Origin of the sequence: Nocardia sp. CA-135398, from assembly GCF_050955845.1 — a bacterium.
Taxonomy (GTDB): domain Bacteria; phylum Actinomycetota; class Actinomycetes; order Mycobacteriales; family Mycobacteriaceae; genus Nocardia.
In genome coordinates this window covers 7,755,976-7,775,473 of sequence record NZ_CP192084.1, presented here as the reverse complement: position 1 = coordinate 7,775,473, position 19,498 = coordinate 7,755,976, and the positions used below count along the sequence as shown (strand labels likewise).

Below are 19,498 nucleotides of genomic sequence, written 5' to 3'. Positions count from 1 at the left end.
GGAGGAGTCATGATCACCTCAGGTGAATTCCCGGGCATGGATCTACCCGGCATCGACGCATCCTCCTCCCTGGGCGGCCTCGGTGAAGTCGAACTGCACCACCCCACCCAGGACATCGACGGCGACGGCACTCTCGACACCGTCACCACCACCGGCCCCGAGGCCATGCAGGTGTGGACCGACTGGGACCACGACGGCATCGCCGACCAGGTCACCGTCGTCGAGAAGGACGGCGACTACTCCGCATGGGAGTTCCATCGGCATCCGGATGGGACTTCCGAGTGGGTGCGCACCGATCAGGGAAAGATCGGGCACTAGCCGCCGAGGGGGTCTCTACTGTCGGCCCGGCCTCGTTCTCGGGGCCGGGCCGCTTTGCGCTTCACATCGAGCAGCAGTGGTCGACCGCATCTCGACGGGTTCCCCCACCGCCCGAGACCCAATTACACTGTCCGACAACGGCCCCCACAACCCAGACCCTTCGTGGGTACACCCGGCCGCAGGCTGCAATGATCCGCGCGGCTGACGTGCGGATCATTGGAACCTGCGGAACGATTCGGTGTCGACCTGGGCCGAGCGATCCGATGGAACCGAATCCCGCCCGGACGCGTCGAAGGAAGTAGGCAAGTACTCGGCGCGAGCTGGATCGCCGCCCGATGATCGGACGACAGGACTGGAGGGGCCTTACCGATGACCGATTCGAGCCAGATGTTGGGCGTCAAGACCGGGGAACTCGGTCAGTTCGGCAGCGATCTGCAGCTGTCGGCGGCTGTTGTGACGAACAGCGCCGAGCGGGTTTCCGACAATATGTTCGGCGAGCGGGATGCCGGTCGTAACTACGGGGCCCAAGGAAAAGCGATCTATTCCGGGCTGGAAAATGTCGTGAAATGGCTGAAAGCCTGGGGCTCCGCAGGTGCGGCCATCGGGGACACCGTCGGTGCGGCCAGCATTGTCTATTCCGATACCGACAAAGAGAACGCGGACAAGACCAAAAATGCTTAGCCAATTGCCGAAGATGACGGGTTCGACGAGCGAGGAGTCTTAGCATGGCGGATACCACGTCACCTGATCTGAGCGGTAAGAATGTCGATGTAATTCTCGACACCGGATCGTCGGGTCTCCAGTTCTTTGCTCAGTTGATCGAGCGGTACAAGCGGGCGTTCGGGCACGACACCGGTCTGACCTTGAATCAAATCTATGCCAGGTACGACGAACAGCGTGGCATGAATCTGGAAAAGTTGGCCGATACGGCTACGGCTCTTCGCTCATCGCTCAATGAGGCTGATACCCAGTGGGATACGCAGTACGCATTGTCGCAGAAGTTGGAAACGATATGGACCGGACAGGCGGCTGGCGCTGCCAAGCACATGTTCGGACAGCAACTCGCGATGGCCGAGGAGGATCGCCGCAAGGCCAGGGCTGCGCTCGATGCGATTACTACCGTGGTGCCGAAACTGCGGTCGGCGGTTCAATCGAAGGCCGATCACGTCCATGAACTGGCGAGCAGCTCTGGTGAAGTAAAGGTCGACGGCAAGTCCCCATCGGATATCGACGAGATAATCAAAGGTGCCGATACCGGGTGGTCGGACTTTTCGTGGGACGATGTGGGAATCACGTACGCCGTCGGTGTTCCTACCTTTGGGGTGGGTAGTGCAATCGCAGCCGGTAAGTTGGCTTTCGATAGAGAATCGACAAACAAGGTCAGCCGTAAGTGGCTCGATGATGTTTTCAAGAAGAAATTCGAGGACACGCTGACCAACTTCGTGGACAAGTGCAACTCGACGGATACGGCAATCAAAGAGGCGTACCCGTTGCTGGTCAAGGCCATGGCGGATCTGGATGGCAACCCTTATCCGCGACCGCAAGGAACCGCCACTACTGCCTCGAATAACAACAACAATCCCACTGACACCACCACCACCAGCAGCTCCACGACTTCGTCGACTCCCAGTACGACGACGACCCCGAGCGCGACTACCTCGACACCGACGACCACTACCACGACGACGCCCTCCACTACCGCGACGTCGCCATCCACTACCACCACGGCGAGCAATCTGCTGTCCGGGCTGTCATCCCTCACTTCTGCGGCATCGCAACTGACTTCGCTCGGTCAAACCGTCGGTCAAGGACTCACCTCCCTCGGCACTTCGATCAAGGACGGGATCGATAATGCGATGCAGGAGATCGAGAAGACTTTCAATCCGACGAGCACTGAAGACAAGGATGGCGACGGCAAGCCGGATGACGACAGTAGAACCAGCGTCGAGTTCGATTTGGCCGGAAAGCATTTGAAGTTCGAAATGGGCCAGGACGGACAGTTGAAGCTGGTCTCGACCGATGCCGACGGAAAGTCGCATGAGTACAGCGTGAAGCTGGACGAGAACGGTGCACCGGTCATCTCGGACAGCGAGGTCGAGCAGGAAGGCGAAGAGCCTGAGGGCAAGTCCCCTGACAACTCGCAGCAGGAGCAGGGCGCAGGAAGTCCGGGCACAACCTCCGGCGTGCCTACGGGTACCGGCACCAAGCGGGAGGAGGACGGCGAGCACACGCCCGACCCGGCGCTTACCGGCACCGAGGAAGCGAAACCCGAGCAACCGTTCGACAGTGGGGCGCAACTCGCCGAGGCGGGCCCGCTGTAGTCGATGGACGCGATTAGTGGAGGTGCGAGGTGACGAATTACTCGGAAGAGATCGAGCGGATATTCGAAGAGCACGACCGTCAGGCTCGGATGCTGCGCGAGGAGCTCGTGGAAATCGAGCAGCGCAGCGCGGAGCGGGGTCGCGAATTCGTGGAACAAATGAACGTGGAAATGCGCGAGTTCTGGGAAGAACACGCTGCGGAACTGGAGAGGGCACAGGCGGAGGCGGAAGAGCGAGAACGTCGCGAGGTCGAGGCTCGTGCCGAGCAAGAACGCTTGGCCGCCGAGGCCCGCGAGCAGCGAGAGGCGATCGCGCGGTCGATAGCGGCTCGTAAAGCCCACGATGTCGTCACACCGATCGATGAGGACGACGATCCGGAGTCCGAGTATTACCGCCGGAAGAGCTGGTTGATCTGAGGACTGCGGGTCTACCGCCGTTCTTCTTCGGCTTGTCGGAGGCGTTGGGTTGTTTGGGCGATCCAGGTGGTGAAGTGGCTGGTCAGCTCGGTGGGGGTGGTGGGGCGAACGGTGACGTGTCGGGTGCGGTGTTCGGTGTAGCGGCCGTCGTTGGTCAGGTCGTGCCATTGGACGGTGGTGAGGGGAGCGCTGAGTTTATTGACGGGGCCGGTGTGCAGGAGGGCGGAGCCGCCGCCGTCGGCGGGGCGGTTCAGGAGGCGTTGGTAGCGCTCGCGGGGCGAGTTGCGGGTGACGCTTTCGAGGTGGGTGTCGGAGCGGCCGTAGATGTCGTCCGGGTGGAAGGTGGCGGGTGGCTGAGTGCCTGGAGTGCAGGGTGGCAGGGAGCTGGTGAGCTGGGCGGGGAGGTGGTCTACGGGGAACAGGCGGCAGCGGATGGGGCCGTTGGTGTCGCCGAAGGTGGCTTGCGCCAGTGACATGGCGTGATGGTCGGTGCGGGCGCCGACTATTCGATAGACGCGGACACCGCCTGCCGGGTTTTTATGTCGGGTTGTGCCGCCGAAGATTTGGACGCGGATCGTCGAGGTGCTGAGGGTGTGCAGGGCGAGTTGGATCTCTTCGAGTTCGTCGGGGGAGTAGCGCTCGCGCATGGTGACCCGATGGGTGTCGAAGTCGTCGCGGTAGGCGAAACGACTGGTGAAGCGGAGTGGATTGGGGAAGCGGTCGTTCGCGGGGCTGAACCATAGTGCGGCGAAATCGTCCGGCTCCCAAGTCCATTCAGCCATCTGGAGATTCCAATCGATCGTGCGGTGTACGCCGGACGAGGTGTCCGGCCGGAATGCGTGTTTGTTTTGCTGCCAGCGGCTTTGTCGACGATGCGGCTAAGAGTCCGGCGGCCGCACCGAACTGAACCAGCTGTGGCCAGGCGGTGCCTCGAGATGAGCCGATGATGCTGCGATCCGGCCGCCGATACTGCGCGGCAAGGTGTCGCGTACAGCTGGACATCCGTGAGGTCAGGTGCGCGGCGGCGGAGGGGGTTCCGGGTTTTCGCCGATCACGCCACCCTCGACGGTCTTCGCGATTTCGCCGAGCAGCTCTTCGGTATTGGCGGCGTTGATGAGGTAGTCCGGTGTCTGGTGAGTGCTGTCCTCATCGGATTTGCCGCGACCCGCACCGGCGCCCATACCGCCCATCCCCATTCCGCTGCGTCCGGTCGCGGTGGATGTAGTCGCCGCTGCCGCAGCGGGATTGGTCGTGGTTGTGCCGGGGGTGCCGGATACGGTGCGGCCGGGACTCGGCGTGGTCGAGGTGGAACTGCCCGGAGAGCCTGGCGAACCGGTGCTGGTCGGGCTGGAACTCGGGGTTGTTGTGGTGCTCGGCGTTGTCGCGGTTGTGCTGCTCGGTGTCGTCGTAGTCGGTGTCGTCGACGTCGTGCTGCTCGGGTTGGTCGAGCTCGAGGTCGTGTTTGTCGGGTTGGTGTCTGTGGATGTGGTCTCCTCGGGAGACTCGCCCTCGGATTCGGTCCCGTCCTTGGTTTCGCCGCCCTTCGAGGTGCCGCCCGTCGTCCCGCCCGAGGTCCCGCCGGGACCGGGCGATCCCGGTTCGTTGCCGCCGGATTCGATCGGCCCGGAGATGTCGAGCGGATGGGTCGGATCGAGTGCGGTGGGCAGCACGGGGACGCGGCCGTCGAATTCGGCGAATTTGTTCACGTAGTTGGTGAGCATGGCGTTGCGGGCACCGGCGGTCGCCTCGTTCTTGGTGTTCTCTTCCTCATGGGCGCGGGGCGGCCAGACGTTCGAGGTCCAGGAATGGTGGTTGGCTTCCGGAATTCCGTTGGCGACGTTGCGGACTCCGTCGGCGGCGGCTTCCATGTCGTTGGACATCTGCGTGATCAATGGAGTCAGCTCGTGGGCGCTGGTGACGTAGCGGTTGATCGCGTCTTTGGCCTTATCGGCGGCCGAGCCTTCCCATGCTTCGGCGATCGAGCCTTGGACGGAGCGGGCGAAAGTCTCCAGCCCCTGGTCCCATTGAGTGGCCACGTTGGAGTACGTCATGGCCGCACCGTGGGTATTCTGCGGATCCAGCGGCGTGAACGCTTCCTCGATTTCAGTACGCTCCCAATGGAATACGTTCTCCCCGTGTGGAGGGATTCTCGTGGGCTCATTGCCTGACATCGAATCGCCCCTTCCCTACAGCAGGGCCGGACCGGTTCCCCGCCCCCCTATTCAGCTGGATCGACCGTACCGAGCAGTTGACCACCGTGCAACCGCCCCACACCCGAGTTCCCACTGGCCCAACCCAGTCGATCATCCGGAATGCCAACGGCCCGTTGACAGTCCACACACCACAGCCCTACCGTCTAATCGGAATCGGATTCCGGTTCATCAACTGACCGATAGGACGCCCATGACCACGCACTGGACCCTCCCGCGAATCCTCGTCGGCGCCGTCCTCCTCAACACCCTCATCGGCCCCCTGCTCGCCGACCTGGTCATCCCCGACATCGCCGACCTCCACCTGCACAACCCCGCCTGGCCCCCGCATGCCAAATTCCACGACGCCCAATACATCGGCATGGGCACGCTCATCGGTGCGATCGGGCTTGTTGTCCTATGGCAGCGAACAGGAAACCTCCGCGCCCAGTTCTTCCTGGCCGCCGGACTCGGGTCGGTCACCTGGCTGGCCATGTTCGGCGCGCTACTGTTCCCCGGCACCGCGGCCCAGGACCCTGAGCATGCGGCCGACGCGGCCAAGGTCATCGGCATGGACCCGCAACTGTTCATCGCCTTGGTAATGCTGCTTGCCTTGGCGGTCGCGATCGTCGTCGAGCGCACTCGCGCACCGATCCGGGGCTAACCTACGGCCAGCAGACAGGGAGATCGATGACCGACCGCAAACTCCGCACCGACGCCGCCCGCAATCGCGACCAGGTTCTCGCGACCGCGACGGCACTGTTCGCAGAACAGGGTGATGAGGTGCAGATGGCCGATGTGGCGCGCGCCGCTGGGGTCGGGGTCGGCACCATCTATCGACATTTCCCGACTCGGCGCGCCTTGATCGAGGCGGCTGCCGAACAGCGGTTCGCCGGAATCCTCGAGCATGCGCGCCGCACGTGCCTCCCGAATCCGGATACGAGGCAGGCCCTGGCCGGTTTCCTCGGTCATGTCGCCGAAGTGCACGAGCGGGGGCGTGCTCTGTCCGGCACCATCGAATCGGTGCTCGGCGACACCGAACCGCGCGGTACGGTACGCGACGACCTGGCCGAACTCGGCGCGGAACTGCTGGCGAGGGGCCGAGCCGATGGCAGCATTCGCGCCGATGCGACCGTCGCCGACCTTTATATGATCGTCGGCGCGGTCGCCACGATCAGTCGCGACGGATTCGGCGACTGGCGGCGGTTCATCGAACTCGCGCTCGACGGCCTTCGGGCATGATCACTTGCGCAACAGCTGTGCGAGCTGCATGACCGAAAGTTTCGGCTTCTCCTCCTCGCGCGGCGCTTCCGGATCGATAACAGTGGTGTGCGGGATAACCGCCTCCGGGTCGGAAAACGCCGCATATGTCTTGTCGCGCAACAGTTTGTGCAGCAGATATCCGGTGAGCAGCGCCCGTGTGGTCCGCGCGGTCTTGGACTCGTGCTTGCCCGCACCCAACGCGGCCAGCGCCCGACGTCCTTCGACAATGCCGTTATGTGACGCCCCGTCGACCGCCCGCAACACCACCGATCCGGCCCACGCGGCCGCGAGCGGGATCGCATTCGAGCTGACCGATTCGATATCGGTCGCCCCCGCCAGCACCAACGCGGGCGTGTCGATATCGGGTGCGATGGTCTCGGCGGCCGGGGCGGTCGGCGCCGGGTAGAGAGCGGCGATCGCGGCGACGCGACGCTGCCCGGCGGCGATCACCGCGGCGCCCGCGCCCATGCCGTGCCCGGCCAGCGCCAGCCGCTCCGGATGCACGCTGATCGCGCCGTCGCCGAGCCGGACGCTGGTGCAGATATCGAGCGTGGTGAGCAGATCGGTGGCCAACCCGAGGTGTGACGGAATCGGCCCGCGCTCGGTATCTGGGGCCGCGGCCACAAAACCCCAGGACGCCAGGTGTTCGAGCGTGGCGCGATAGTTGGCGGCGCCGGTCAGCCAGCCATGGCCGAAGGCGACCGCGGGTAGATTCAGGCCGGACTCCGGGGTGAACACCACGCCGGGCTGACCGGCGATGGCGAGATTGCCGCGCAGTACGCGGTGGGGCCCCCGGCTGGTCAGGGTGCTCAGGAGTGATTTCACAGACGCCGACACGACGTGAACGTTATCCGATAAGTACTCTGGTGAGCCATGTGCGGAATCGTGGGGTACGTCGGGTACCGGGACGCCCTTGGCGTTGTCGTTGACGCGTTGCGCCGCATGGAATATCGAGGATACGACTCGGCGGGCGTCGCGATCCTGGACGGCGCGGGCGTGTTGGCGGTGGAACGCAAGGCGGGCAAACTGGCCAATCTCGAGGCCGAACTCGCCCAAATCGGGACCGAGCACTTCGCCGGTACCACCGGCATGGGACACACCCGCTGGGCCACCCACGGTGCGCCGACCGACCGCAACGCCCACCCGCACCGCGATACCACCAACAAGGTGGCCGTCGTGCACAACGGCATCATCGAGAACTTCGCGCCGCTGCGCCGGGAGCTCGAAGACGCGGGCGTCGAGCTGGGCAGTGATACCGACACCGAGGTCACCGTGCACCTGGTGGCGCGGGCATACGCCGAAGGCCCCACCGCGGGTGATTTCGCGGCGAGCGCGCTGGCCGTGCTGCGTCGGCTGGAGGGTGCGTTCACGCTGGTATTCACCCATGCCGATCATCCGGACGTCATTGTCGCCGCGCGCCGGTCGACGCCGCTGGTCGTCGGTGTCGGCAAGGGGGAAATGTTCATCGCCTCCGATGTCACCGCGTTCATCGAGCACACCCGCGAGGCCGTCGAACTCGGCCAGGACCAGGCCGTCGTGATCACCGCCGACACCTACACGGTCACCGATTTCGCGGGCAACGACAGCACCGCGCGCACCCGCCCGTTCACCATCGACTGGGATCTGGCCGCCGCCGAGAAGGGCGGGCACGACTTCTTCATGCTGAAGGAGATCGAGGAGCAGCCCGCCGGTGTCGCCGATACGCTGATCGGCCACTTCACCCACGATGAGGCCGGTGGCCGGATCGTGCTGGATGAGCAGCGCCTCGCTGATCAGGAACTGCGCGACTTCGACAAGGTATTCGTCGTCGCCTGCGGCAGTTCCTATCACGCCGGACTGTTGGCCAAGTACGCGATCGAGCACTGGACTCGGTTGCCCGTCGAGGTCGAGCTGGCCAGCGAATTCCGTTACCGCGACCCGGTTCTGGACCGGTCCACGCTGGTGGTGGCGATCTCGCAGTCGGGCGAGACCGCCGACACCCTCGAGGCGGTGCGGCACGCCAAGGAGCAGAAGGCGCGCGTGCTCGCCATCTGCAATACCAATGGCGCACAGATTCCGCGCGAGTCCGATGCGGTGCTCTACACCAGGACCGGACCGGAGATCGGTGTCGCGTCCACCAAGGCATTCCTGGCGCAGGTGGCCGCGAACTACCTGGTCGGGCTGGCCCTGGCGCAGGCTCGCGGCACCAAGTATCCGGATGAGGTGGCGCGTGAGTTCGCCGAACTCGAGGCGATGCCGCATCTGGTCCAGCAGGTGCTGGACACCGCGCCGCAGGTGCGCGCGATCGCCAGGGAACTGGCGCACGTGCCGACCGTGCTGTTCCTCGGCCGCCACGTCGGCTATCCGGTGGCGCTGGAGGGTGCGCTCAAGCTCAAGGAGCTCGCGTACATGCACGCCGAGGGATTCGCGGCGGGTGAGCTCAAGCACGGTCCGATCGCGCTGATCGAGCAGGGGTTGCCGGTGATCGTGGTCATGCCCTCACCCAAGGGCCGCGCGGTGCTGCATTCGAAGCTGCTCAGCAATATCCGTGAGATCCAGGCCCGCGGCGCCCGCACCATCGTGATCGCCGAGGAGGGCGATGACACGGTGCGCCCGTTCGCTGACGACCTCATCGAGATCCCTTCGGCACCAACGCTTTTCCAGCCGTTGCTGTCGACCGTTCCGCTGCAGATCTTCGCCGCGGAAGTGGCTCAGGCTCGCGGGTACGACATCGACAAGCCGCGCAACCTGGCCAAGTCCGTCACCGTCGAATAGCGCCCGCCCTAGTTCGTCTCGCCGCCTCCTCCCATCGCGGCGTCGATCCAGCGAGAAGACTGTCGCCCCCGCCCGCGACGTAGTTGATCTGCCGCAAGAGAAGTCCTCGCAGGACTGACGTACACCTAATGACTACCTCGCACAGGCTCTGCCTTGTGCGAGGTAATCACTGGGTGTGCGACAACTTGCGGGCGGATCTGTTGCTGGAGCTCTGTGGCTATATGCCGTCGACGGGGGAGCGCTCGATCGGCAGGCGGCGGTGAAACGTTCGACGCGTACGAGCTGCGACCGCTGTGCCGGGAAATCGGCAATTGCCGGGGGCGTGGACTCTGGAGACCTGTGCTATTGGCGGCCTGAATGCGGTTCGGCGTGGACAGTCGTGACCGGCGACGATCGATCGCCACCGGTGACAAGGTCTTCAGGAACGCCCGGCCGCGACCAGGGGTTCGGTTGTCTCGCTTGGCGTTTCGACTCCGCGACGTTCGAGATTGCCCGACAGGACCGCCAGACCGAGCGCGCTCACGACCAGGGCAACCCCGACCCAGTTCGGCGAGGTGTACCCGTATCCCGCGGCGATGACGACGCCGCCGAGCCAGGCGGAGATCGCGTTGCCGAGGTTGAATGCGCCGATATTGAGGGCCGAGGCCAGGGTCGGCGCGTTACCGGCTTGGTCGAGGACGCGCTTCTGCAGCGGGGGGACGGTGGCGAACCCGAGGGCGCCGATGAGGACGACGGTGATGGCGGCCGCGATCTTGTTGTGTGCGGTGAGCGTGAATAGTGCGAGCACCAGCGCGAGGCCGCCCAGGGTGGTGTAGAGCATCGGCATCAGGTGCCGGTCGGCGAATTTGCCGCCGATCAGGTTGCCGAGGAAGAAGCCGATGCCGAAAAGGACGAGCAACCAGGTGACCGAACTCGCCGCATAGCCGGTGACCTCGGTCATCATCGGTGCGAGGTAGGTGATAGCCGCGAAGACGCCGCCGAAGCCGAGCACCGTCATGGCCATTGCGAGCAGTACCTGCGGGTTGGTGAGCACGGCGAGTTCGTGACGCAGGCGCGCATCGTGGGGGGCGGGCTGTTCGGGTACCAGCGCCGTGACGCCGACCAGACCGGCTAGGCCGACCAGCGCGACGAGCAGGAAGGTGAGCCGCCACCCGAATTGCTGGCCGAGCAGGGTGCCCAGCGGCACGCCGACGATGGTCGCGACGGTAAGTCCGGTGAACATCATGGCGATCGCACCGGCTTTGCGATCCGGGTGGACCAGATTTCCGGCGACCACCGATCCGATGCCGAAGAAGGCGCCGTGCGCGAGCGAGGCGACGATGCGTCCGGTCAGCATGAGACCGAAAGTGGGTGCGAGTGCGGACAATACATTGCCCGCGATCAGCAGCAACAGGCTGACGAGCAGCATCCGCTTGCGGGAGACCCGGGTGCCGAGCCCGGTCATGATCGGCGCGCCGACCAGTACGCCGAGCGCGTATCCGGTGACCAGCAGGCCTGCGGTGGGGATCGACACGGTGTAGGTGTCGGCGATGTCGGGCAGCAGTCCGACGACAACGAATTCGGTGGTGCCGATTCCGAAGGCCCCGAGTGTCAGGGCGAGTAGTGCGAGCGGCATGAGCACGAGCCTCCACGTGATGTTGCGCCTGAGCTTTACAGGCGCCAACAATAATTGCATACGCGTTTTAATTGCAAACGCGGGCTATTTCGATCTTCGTCTATCCTGGAGGAACGAGCCCCGACGCAGAAGGAAAGCCATGACCGCGGATGCCGCACTGACCGGCCTGGCCGATGGTTGGTACGCACTGTCGCTGCTGCACGATCGGATCGAGGCGCATATCGAACGTGCCCTGCAATCCGGTCACGAGCTGAGCGTGCGCGAATTTTCGCTGCTCGTCGTGCTCAGCCGCCAGCACGACGGACCCGGCGGTCACCTGCGCATGAACCAAGTCGCCGAAGCCGTGGTGCTCAGCCAGAGCGCGACGACCCGCCTGGTCACCCGCCTCGAAGACCGCGGCCTGCTACAGCGCTACCTCTGCCCCGACGATCGCCGCGGAATCTACACCGACGTCACTCCAGCGGGACTGGAACTACTGACCCGCGCCCGCCCCACTCACGACACCGCCCTGTCCAGCGCTCTTGGCCAAGCCGCCGCGGATCCTGAACTGGCTCCACTGGTCGCCGCCGTGGAAGCGATGAACACAAACGCCGCCCGAATCCCGCAGGCGTAACCTCGTTCGCCGGGCCACTGACATGCGCCCCTACCCGGCCCGCATGTGCGTGCTGCCATGGGGGCAAGTGGCCCGAATCTATTCGTCAACTTCGCCACCACGACCCCGCTGTGGAAGCTGATCCGACGCTTGTGTGCGGAAATGCCTTGGTGCTCGGGCCATCCGAGCGCGATCCGCGGTGTCGCTGCCTGTCGCCGCGCTGATCTTGGAGTGCCAAAGCCGCGGGTCCAGGGCCCGGTTACTCGACGGTGACCGTGCCGCGCATCTGGGGGTGCAGGGAGCACAGATAGCGGTAAGTGCCGGGGGCGAAGAAGGTGTAGCTCCATTCGCCCTTGTCGAAGATGGGGCTGTTGAGGCCCATAGCCCTATCGCCGATGCCCTGGACGGTGTGCGGGACCGAGTCCTTGAACTTCCAGGTCACGGTCTCGCCGACCTTGACGGTGACATCGGCGGGGGAGAACTTCATATCCGTGACGTCGACGGTGACGGCGGTGGGTTTCGAATCGCCGGACTTGGCGGTGGTCGTCGGGTGGCCGGACTTCGCCGTGGCCGATGCTGCGGTCGAATTCGTGTCGCCGGAGCCGCAGCCCGCCAGCAATAGCGTCGCGGCCAAGACGAATCCGGTTGCGATCCGGGTGGACATCGCGTGGCGCACCATCGGCATGACGGCCAAGCGTAGTCTGCTGACGGTGCGGGCCCGCGCGGCACCATGGCGTTGCCACTTCGGCGTATCCCCGCACCAGCGGAACCGCAGTGCCCGATCGACGCAGTGGAGGCGAGCGTTCATGTCCAGCCAGCGGGGCTATTTCACCGCCGATGAAGTGCGCGCGGCCGAGGCCGAGCTGTTCACCCGCGTCCCCGAGGGCATGCCCATGCATCGGGCAGCCTATGGACTGGCGCGGATAGTCGCGAGCGAATTGCGCGCACGGACCGGCGGCATCGCGGGTAGGTCGGTGCTGCTGCTCGTCGGCTCCGGCGATAACGGCGGTGACGTGCTCTGGGCCGGATCAATGCTGCGCCGCCGCGGCGTCGCCGTCACCGCGCTGCTCCTGAATCCGGAGCGTGCTCACGCGAAAGGCCTTGCCGCACTGCGCAAGGCAGGCGGTCGTATCCGAACCGCATCGGACCTGTCACGTGCGGATGGTGCGAGCTCGGCCCGATCGAGCGACGCCGGATCGAGTCCCGGTGGCTCGGCTGATGTTGCCGAGTCGAGTAGCGGGCAGAGCAGTGCCGAATCGAGCAGTGGGCAGGGCAGTGCCGGACCGAGCAGTGTCGAGCAGAGCGGCACCGGATCGAGCTACGGTGCGTCAATCCTGGGCGAAAACAATTCGGCTGCACCCGATCTGGTGATCGATGGCATCGTCGGCATCTCGGGTCACGGCCCGCTGCGCCCGATGGCGGCGGAAATCGTTGCCGCTCTGGATGTTCCGATCATCGCCGCCGATCTGCCGAGTGGAGTCGATCCGGACACCGGCGCGGTCGCCGGCCCGGCTGTCCGCGCCGAGGTCACGGTCGCGTTCGGCGCTTACAAGCCGGTGCATGCCTTGGCGGCGCCCTATTGTGGCCGAATCGAATTGGTCCCCATCGGTTTACGGCTACCCGCACCGAGTCTCGCGGCGCTGGAACCCGCGGAGATCGGTGCGCAGTGGCCCATCCCGGGACCTTCCGATGACAAATACACCCAAGGGGTCACCGGCATCTGTGCGGGCAGCGCGACCTATCCCGGCGCCGCCGTACTGTGCACCGGCGCCGCTGTCGCGGCCACCTCCGGCATGGTCCGCTACGCCGGAACCGGCTCGGCCGATGTTCTCGACCATTTCCCCGAAGTCATTGCCGCCCAGACCATCTCGTCCACAGGCCGAGTGCAGTCCTGGGTATTCGGCCCCGGCGCGGGCACCGACACAGACGCCCACAAACGACTCGCCGAAATCCTCGCCACCGACCTTCCCGTCGTCGTCGACGCCGACGGCCTTACCTTGCTCGCCGCCGATCCTGACCTGGTCCGCGGCCGCACCGCCCCCACCGTATTGACGCCGCACGCAGGCGAATTCGCCCGCCTGACCGGACAAGAAGTCGGCCAGGACCGGGTCTCCGCCGTCCGCGAACTCGCCGAATCCTGGCAACTCACCGTCCTGCTCAAAGGCCGAGCCACCCTTGTCGCCACCCCGGGCCGCCCTGTACTCGTCAACGAAGCAGGTGGTTCCTGGGCCGCCACCGCCGGTGCGGGCGACGTCCTCTCCGGCATCATCGGCGCCCTGCTCGCCGCAGGCCGCGACCCCGCCTGGTCCGCTGCCGCCGCCGCCCGCGTCCACGCCCTCGCCGCCAACCTCGCCGCCCACGAAAACCACCCCTCCGCCGCCCCCACCTCCGCATCCCCGCTCCTCGACCACCTGCGCCCGGCCATCCGCACCTTGCGCGCTTGCCGCGAATTACGCGAGACGCGCTGATGTCGGCAACCCACTGCTCGACCGCGGCGGTCGGGGCGCTCACGTCCTACCTGCGCCCGCCGTCAAGTCCCCTGCCGTCGCGCCTGAACCAGACGCCCTCGCCGCCAACCTCGCCGCTTACGAAAATCACGTCTTCGCCGCTCCTAACTGGGCGGTCCCGGTCCTAGCCGTCTTCGGCCCGCGATCCGCATCTTGTGCGTCCACGCTGTAGATCGAGGTTCTCGCTGCACTACGAAAATCGCGTGTCCGCCGTTCCCGGCTCGACAATGACGTTCCTCGCCATCTCCGCTCCGCGATCCGCATCCCGCGCGGTTTCATGCCGCGTACGAAAATCACCTCTCCGCCGCTCCCGTCTCGGCAGCGCCGCGCAGCGCCATCTCCGTCCCGCGATCCGCATCCCACGTGCCCTCGCCTCCCCGTAAACCGACGCCCTCGCGCGTGCCGGGCGCCGAATGGCAGGATCACTAAGCGTGGAGGCGCAAGTGGAGACGGTTATCGATTTGGATGCCATTGCCCACAACGTGCGGGTCCTGCGTGAATATGCGGGGGATGCGGCGGTGATGGCGGTGGTCAAGGCCGACGGCTACAACCATGGCGCCGTCGAGGTCGGGCGGGCCGCGTTGGCGGCGGGGGCGGCGGAACTCGGGGTCACCACGGTCGCCGAGGCGGTGCAGTTGCGTACCGCCGGAATTACCGCCCCGATCCTGTGTTGGCTCAATAATTCCGATGCCGACTTCGGCGCCGCGATCGAACACGATATCGAGATCGGCGTCTCCTCCCTGGAGATCCTGCGTGCGATCGAGGCCGCGGCGCGCGCAACCGGACGAACCGCGGTCGTCTCACTCAAGGTCGACACCGGCCTCAACCGCAACGGCATCGCACCGCCCGAATACGAGGCGGTGCTGGTTGCCCTGCGCACGCTGGTGGACGAACAGGTGGTGCGGTTGCGCGCGATCTTCTCCCACCTCGCACACGCCGACGAGCCGGAACACCCCTTCCTCGACGTCCAGCGCGACCGATTCGTCGAGGCCGTCGCCGCCGCCAAGGAGCACGGCCTCGAACCGGAACTGGTCCACCTCGCGAACTCGGCCGCCACGCTCACCCGCCCGGATCTGGCCTTCGATATGGTCCGCCCCGGCATCGCGATGTACGGCCTGACCCCGATACCCGAACTCGGCGAGTTCGGGCTGCGCCCCGCGATGACCTTCCAGGCCCGAGTCGCCTTGGTCAAGCAGGTCGCGGCCGGTGAAGGCGTCTCCTATGGCCACCAGTGGATCGCTCCGCGCGACACCACCGTCGCCCTCATCCCCGCTGGATACGCCGACGGTGTGTTCCGCCCGTTGAGCGATCGCTTCGCGGTGTGGCTCGGCGGCGCGTTGCGCCCCAACGTCGGTCGCATCTGCATGGACCAATTCGTCGTCGATCTGGGCGACAATGCCGCGGGCGTCACCGAGGGCGATACCGCGATCCTGTTCGGCGCGGACCAACCGCGCGCCCAGGACTGGGCCGATCTGCTCGGCACCATCCACTACGAGATCGTGTGCTCCCCACACGGCCGGGTGGTGCGGCGCCACGTAGGGGGAATCCGATGAGGGCAGTCGTCCGCGGCGGACTGGCAACCGCCGGTGTGGTCGGCGCGCTGGCCTCGGGCCACGCTTTGCGCCGCATCGGCGCCCGGGTGCTCCGGCCCGCCAGCGCCGATGAGTACCGACACGAGAACTTCGACCTGCTCGACGAGGACCGCTCCGGCGCGGTGCTCACCGAAGACGGTGTGCGCCTCGCCACCCGGGAATGCGGCCCGCCCGATGCACCGGTCACCGTGATTTTCGTGCACGGCTTCTGCAACACCATGGAGTCCTACCACTTCCAGCGCCGTGATCTGGAAAAGCGTTGGGGCACAAGCGTTCGCCTTGTCTTCTTCGATCTGCGCGGCCACGGCCGCTCCGGCACCCCGACCACCGGCAGCTGTACCGTCGCCCAACTCGGCCGCGATCTGGCCGCCGTCATCGAGGCGACCGCCCCGACCGGTCCGGTGGCGCTGGTCGGTCATTCGCTCGGCGGCATGGCCGTGCTGGCCGCGGCGGCGCAGTTCCCGGAGTTGTTCGCGGCGCGAGTGATCGGGGTCGGTCTGCTTTCGACTGCTGCCGCCGAGGTCACCTCGGCGGGTATCGCGCAGCTGCTGCGCAACCCGGCCGTCGACGGTTTCCGGTTGGCCGTGCACACCGCGCCCGCGTTGGTGCAGGCCGGGCGCAGCACCGTCCGGCATGTGATCGCGCCGATACTGCACGTCAGCTCGTTTCACGGACACGTAAGTCCGACCCTGTCCCGCTTCACCACGCTCATGATCGACCGCACACCCGTCGAAACGATCGTGAAGTTTCTGAAGGCCATCGAACTGCACGACGAATCGGCCGCGTTGCCGACACTCGCGGGCCTGCCGGTGCTGGTGCTCGGCGGCGCGCACGATGTCGTCATCCCGTTCCGAAATTCGCGGGCGCTGGCACGCGAATTGCCCGATAGCGAACTCATCCGACTCGATGACGCCGCGCATATGGCGCATATGCAGTTCCCGGATATCGTCAACGCCGCACTCGACCGGCTGCTCATGCGTGCGGGCGTCATCGAGGACACCCCATCAACCGCGGAGGTCGCCGGTGGCTGAACGGCAGCAACGGATTCTGCCCACGGTCGCCGACACCGAGGCCTTCGGTCGCGAACTCGCCGCCGGACTGGGCGCGGGTGACCTGGTGGTACTCGACGGGCCGCTCGGCGCGGGCAAAACGGCACTGACGCGCGGCATCGCCGAGGGCCTCGGTGTGCAGGGCCGGGTCAGCTCACCGACCTTCATCATCGCCCGCCAGCACCGGGCCGGACAGCGCCAGGGTGCCGCGCCGGTGCCGCTGGTGCATGTGGACGCCTACCGACTCGGCGGCGATCTGGACGAACTGGACGCCCTGGATCTCGACACCGATCTGCATCAGGCGGTCGTGGTGGTCGAGTGGGGCAAGGGTGTGGTGGAACATCTCGCCGAGCGGCACCTGTACGTGCTGCTCTCCCGCGAACCGAATTCCGAAGTCCGCACCGCGATCTGGGAATGGGTCGGTTAGCTCGCGAGATGGCGGATACTCAGGGCGCCGTAACGACCGAGTAGGTCCGCACCGCGCGCAGGTACCACCCGGTATCGTTGGGTCAATCATGCTTGTATTAGCCGTCGACACCGCGACACCCGCCGTAACAGCGGGATTGGTGGAACTGGAGCAGGCCGCATCCGGCACCCTCGCCCCGGCCCGGGTGCACACCGTCGCCGCACGCGTCCGGGTCGACGCCCGCGCCCACGCCGAGGTGCTCACCCCGCAAATCCTCGAATGCCTCTCGGAGGCAGATCGTTCCAGGGCCGATATCGAGGCCGTCGTGGTCGGCATCGGGCCGGGACCGTTCACCGGACTTCGGGTCGGCATGGCGACCGCGGCCGCCTTCGGTGACGCGCTCGGCGTCCCGGTATACGGCGTGTGCAGCCTCGACGCGATCGCCGCCGACGCGGTGCTCGAACCCGCGCTGCTGCCGGGCATCACACCCGAGAGCGAGCTGCTCGTGGTCACCGACGCGCGCCGTCGGGAGGTGTACTGGGCCCGCTACCGTGACGGATATCGCATCGAGGGCCCGGAAGTGAGCAAGCCGGGTGACCTGGATCCCGTGCGGGCCACCGTGATCGCCGGATCCGCCTCGCACGTCGATCTGTTCGACCTGCCCGTGCTTCCGGCCGAGACCCCGTCACCCGCCGGTCTGGTACGGGTCGCGGCTGCCGAACTGCTGGCGCGCGCCGTGCCGGAACCGTTGATCCCGCTGTACCTGCGCAGGCCGGACGCGGTCGAACGGAGCTACCGCACGCTCGACCGGACGGGAGCGTGACGGCCGTGCAGCCGAGCAGACCCGCGGTTCGCATCGAGCCCATGGACATCGCGGATATCGAACGCTGTGTCGAACTCGAGCAGTTGCTGTTCCCCGAGGACGACCCGTGGCAGGCGGTGTCCTTCCGCTCGGAACTGGCCGGACCGCACAACCGCTATATCGTCGCGCGCGACGAGGCCGGACGGATGGTCGGCTACGCGGGTATCGCGCTGCTCGGTAATCCCGAACATCCGGAGGCCGAGGTGCACACCATCGGCGTCGATCCTGGCTGCCATCGCGGCGGTGTCGGCACGCTGCTGCTGGAAGCGCTGCTCGCCGAGGCGGGAAAGCGCGGCGGACCGGTCTTCCTCGAGGTTCGCACCGATAACGCCCCCGCTATCGCGCTCTACGCGAAGCACGGCTTCCACATCATCGGCCTGCGCAAGAACTACTACCACCCCAGCGGTGCCGACGCCTACACCATGCGCAGACCGGAACTGGCAGCGAATCCGGCCTGGCGCCCGCAGCCGACCGAATCGGCACAACCGAACGAGGTGCTGTCGTGATCGTCATGGGCATCGAAAGTTCCTGCGACGAAACGGGAGTCGGCATTGTGCGCCGACACCCCGACGGCACCTGCGAACTGCTCGCCGACGAGGTCGCCTCCAGCGTCGAACAGCACGCCCGCTTCGGCGGCGTAGTCCCGGAGATCGCCTCGCGCGCACACCTCGAGGCCATCGTGCCCGCCATGCGCCGAGCGCTGGCCGCCGCGGGCATCAGCAAGCCAGACGCGCTCGCGGTGACCATCGGACCCGGACTGGCCGGTGCGCTGCTGGTCGGCGTCGCGGCCGCGAAAGCCTATGCGGCGGCGTGGGATGTGCCGTTCTACGCACTGAACCATCTCGGCGGACACGTCGCGGTGGACACCCTCGAACACGGCCCGATGCCGCCCTGCGTCGCGCTGCTGGTCTCCGGCGGGCACACGCATCTGCTGCACGTCACGGATCTGTCCGAGCCGATCGTCGAACTCGGCAGCACCGTCGACGACGCGGCGGGCGAAGCCTTCGACAAGGTCGCCCGGCTACTCGGCCTCGGCTTCCCCGGCGGTCCCGCGCTGGATGCCGCTGCGGCACACGGCGATCCGAAGGCCATCGCCTTCCCGCGCGGTATGACCGGCCCGCGCGATCCCCGCTACGACTTCTCCTTCTCCGGCCTCAAAACCGCCGTCGCCCGCTACGTCGAGGCGGCACAGCGCAATGGTTTCACCGCCGATGAGCTGCCGATCCCGGACATCGCGGCATCGTTCCAGGAATCGGTCGCAGACGTACTCACGATGAAGGCTGTGCGCGCGGCCGAGGACGTCGGTGTCGAGACCCTGGTCCTAGGCGGCGGCGCCACCGCCAACTCCCGAATCCGCTCGATGGCCGAAGAGCGCTGCGCCGCGGCCGGATTGCGCCTGCGCGTCCCCAAACCCCGCCTGTGCACCGACAACGGCGTAATGATCGCCGCACTCGGCGCCCACGTAATCGCAGGCGGCGCACCCCCATCCCCCCTGACCGTCGCCACCGACCCCGGCCTCCCAGTCTCCGTCAGCCAAGTCGGCTGACGCACCCGGCCCCGAGGGGCAATCAAGATCAGGTGGAACTGGTGGCGGAGGCTACTCGCGTTTGCCGC

20 protein-coding genes are annotated in these 19,498 nt (G+C 66.3%); 15 read left to right on the top strand and 5 right to left on the bottom strand.

Annotated elements, in window-relative coordinates; all coding sequences use genetic code 11:
• Positions 1-9 precede the first annotated feature (9 nt).
• The 4 genes from ACQP1T_RS34700 (at position 10) to ACQP1T_RS34685 (ending at position 3,055) form a co-directional block, all read left to right on the top strand.
• Entirely contained in the window at positions 10-318 is a 309-nt protein-coding gene (locus tag ACQP1T_RS34700; protein WP_433757222.1) for a DUF6802 family protein, read from the top strand.
• A 369-nt stretch (positions 319-687) separates the two neighbouring features.
• On the top strand, positions 688-999 hold the full coding sequence (locus ACQP1T_RS34695; RefSeq protein ID WP_433757221.1) for a hypothetical protein: 312 nt from the start codon (positions 688-690) through the stop codon (positions 997-999).
• 44 nt (positions 1,000-1,043) lie between these two features.
• Positions 1,044-2,639: a hypothetical protein gene (locus tag ACQP1T_RS34690; RefSeq protein ID WP_433757220.1), complete on the top strand. Its 1,596-nt coding sequence runs from the start codon at positions 1,044-1,046 to the stop codon at positions 2,637-2,639.
• 29 nt (positions 2,640-2,668) lie between these two features.
• Positions 2,669-3,055, top strand: a complete 387-nt coding sequence (locus ACQP1T_RS34685) for a hypothetical protein (RefSeq protein WP_433757219.1) — start codon at positions 2,669-2,671, stop codon at positions 3,053-3,055.
• Between the two features lie 11 nt (positions 3,056-3,066).
• Here the strand turns inward: ACQP1T_RS34685 and ACQP1T_RS34680 are convergent, their stop codons facing one another.
• Positions 3,067-3,837 (bottom strand): ESX secretion-associated protein EspG, encoded by a 771-nt coding sequence (locus ACQP1T_RS34680; protein ID WP_433757218.1) that lies wholly within the window; start codon positions 3,835-3,837, stop codon positions 3,067-3,069.
• Between the two features lie 228 nt (positions 3,838-4,065).
• A complete protein-coding gene (locus ACQP1T_RS34675; RefSeq protein WP_433757217.1) occupies positions 4,066-5,226 on the bottom strand; it encodes a WXG100 family type VII secretion target in 1,161 nt (386 codons plus the stop codon).
• A 232-nt stretch (positions 5,227-5,458) separates the two neighbouring features.
• Between ACQP1T_RS34675 and ACQP1T_RS34670 the strand changes: the two genes are divergently transcribed.
• Together ACQP1T_RS34670 and ACQP1T_RS34665 are read left to right on the top strand one after the other, a co-directional pair.
• Positions 5,459-5,908 carry a DUF6640 family protein gene (locus ACQP1T_RS34670; protein ID WP_433757216.1) on the top strand — a complete coding sequence of 150 codons (450 nt, stop codon included), beginning with the start codon at positions 5,459-5,461 and terminating at the stop codon, positions 5,906-5,908.
• Positions 5,909-5,934: 26 nt separating this feature from the next.
• Entirely contained in the window at positions 5,935-6,486 is a 552-nt protein-coding gene (locus ACQP1T_RS34665; protein WP_433757215.1) for a TetR/AcrR family transcriptional regulator, read from the top strand.
• Here ACQP1T_RS34665 and ACQP1T_RS34660 read toward each other — a convergent pair whose 3' ends face one another.
• Entirely contained in the window at positions 6,487-7,344 is an 858-nt protein-coding gene (locus ACQP1T_RS34660; RefSeq protein WP_433757214.1) for a dienelactone hydrolase family protein, read from the bottom strand.
• Positions 7,345-7,380: 36 nt separating this feature from the next.
• Here ACQP1T_RS34660 and glmS point away from each other — a divergent pair, with 36 nt between their 5' ends.
• Positions 7,381-9,261 carry a glutamine--fructose-6-phosphate transaminase (isomerizing) gene (glmS, locus tag ACQP1T_RS34655; protein ID WP_433757213.1) on the top strand — a complete coding sequence of 627 codons (1,881 nt, stop codon included), beginning with the start codon at positions 7,381-7,383 and terminating at the stop codon, positions 9,259-9,261.
• A 418-nt stretch (positions 9,262-9,679) separates the two neighbouring features.
• On the opposite strand, the gene ACQP1T_RS34650 is transcribed toward glmS, so the two are convergent.
• Positions 9,680-10,876 carry an MFS transporter gene (locus tag ACQP1T_RS34650; RefSeq protein ID WP_433757212.1) on the bottom strand — a complete coding sequence of 399 codons (1,197 nt, stop codon included), beginning with the start codon at positions 10,874-10,876 and terminating at the stop codon, positions 9,680-9,682.
• 139 nt (positions 10,877-11,015) lie between these two features.
• Between ACQP1T_RS34650 and ACQP1T_RS34645 the strand changes: the two genes are divergently transcribed.
• Complete coding sequence (locus tag ACQP1T_RS34645; protein ID WP_433757211.1) at positions 11,016-11,489, top strand: MarR family winged helix-turn-helix transcriptional regulator; 474 nt, start codon at positions 11,016-11,018, stop codon at positions 11,487-11,489.
• A gap of 238 nt (positions 11,490-11,727) precedes the next feature.
• On the opposite strand, the gene ACQP1T_RS34640 is transcribed toward ACQP1T_RS34645, so the two are convergent.
• The gene (locus ACQP1T_RS34640) at positions 11,728-12,276 is read right to left on the bottom strand and encodes a plastocyanin/azurin family copper-binding protein (RefSeq protein ID WP_433757210.1); all 549 of its coding nucleotides are present in this window, start codon (positions 12,274-12,276) and stop codon (positions 11,728-11,730) included.
• Between ACQP1T_RS34640 and ACQP1T_RS34635 the strand changes: the two genes are divergently transcribed.
• From ACQP1T_RS34635 to tsaD, 7 genes are all read left to right on the top strand, one after another.
• Positions 12,275-13,936, top strand: a complete 1,662-nt coding sequence (locus ACQP1T_RS34635; RefSeq protein WP_433757209.1) for an NAD(P)H-hydrate dehydratase — start codon at positions 12,275-12,277, stop codon at positions 13,934-13,936. The genes ACQP1T_RS34640 and ACQP1T_RS34635 overlap by 2 nt on opposite strands.
• A gap of 452 nt (positions 13,937-14,388) precedes the next feature.
• Positions 14,389-15,528, top strand: coding sequence for an alanine racemase (gene alr, locus ACQP1T_RS34630; protein ID WP_433757208.1), 1,140 nt, complete (start codon positions 14,389-14,391; stop codon positions 15,526-15,528).
• Positions 15,525-16,598 (top strand): alpha/beta fold hydrolase, encoded by a 1,074-nt coding sequence (locus ACQP1T_RS34625; protein WP_433757207.1) that lies wholly within the window; start codon positions 15,525-15,527, stop codon positions 16,596-16,598. The genes alr and ACQP1T_RS34625 overlap by 4 nt, the downstream gene beginning before the upstream one ends.
• Complete coding sequence (gene tsaE, locus ACQP1T_RS34620) at positions 16,591-17,043, top strand: tRNA (adenosine(37)-N6)-threonylcarbamoyltransferase complex ATPase subunit type 1 TsaE (RefSeq protein ID WP_062983010.1); 453 nt, start codon at positions 16,591-16,593, stop codon at positions 17,041-17,043. The genes ACQP1T_RS34625 and tsaE overlap by 8 nt, the downstream gene beginning before the upstream one ends.
• Positions 17,044-17,131: 88 nt before the next feature.
• Positions 17,132-17,845 carry a tRNA (adenosine(37)-N6)-threonylcarbamoyltransferase complex dimerization subunit type 1 TsaB gene (gene tsaB, locus ACQP1T_RS34615; RefSeq protein WP_433757206.1) on the top strand — a complete coding sequence of 238 codons (714 nt, stop codon included), beginning with the start codon at positions 17,132-17,134 and terminating at the stop codon, positions 17,843-17,845.
• Positions 17,846-17,886: 41 nt separating this feature from the next.
• Entirely contained in the window at positions 17,887-18,390 is a 504-nt protein-coding gene (gene rimI / locus ACQP1T_RS34610) for a ribosomal protein S18-alanine N-acetyltransferase (protein WP_433757205.1), read from the top strand.
• Entirely contained in the window at positions 18,387-19,430 is a 1,044-nt protein-coding gene (gene tsaD, locus ACQP1T_RS34605; protein WP_433757204.1) for a tRNA (adenosine(37)-N6)-threonylcarbamoyltransferase complex transferase subunit TsaD, read from the top strand. Before rimI ends, tsaD begins: the two co-directional genes overlap by 4 nt.
• Positions 19,431-19,498: the final 68 nt, after the last annotated feature.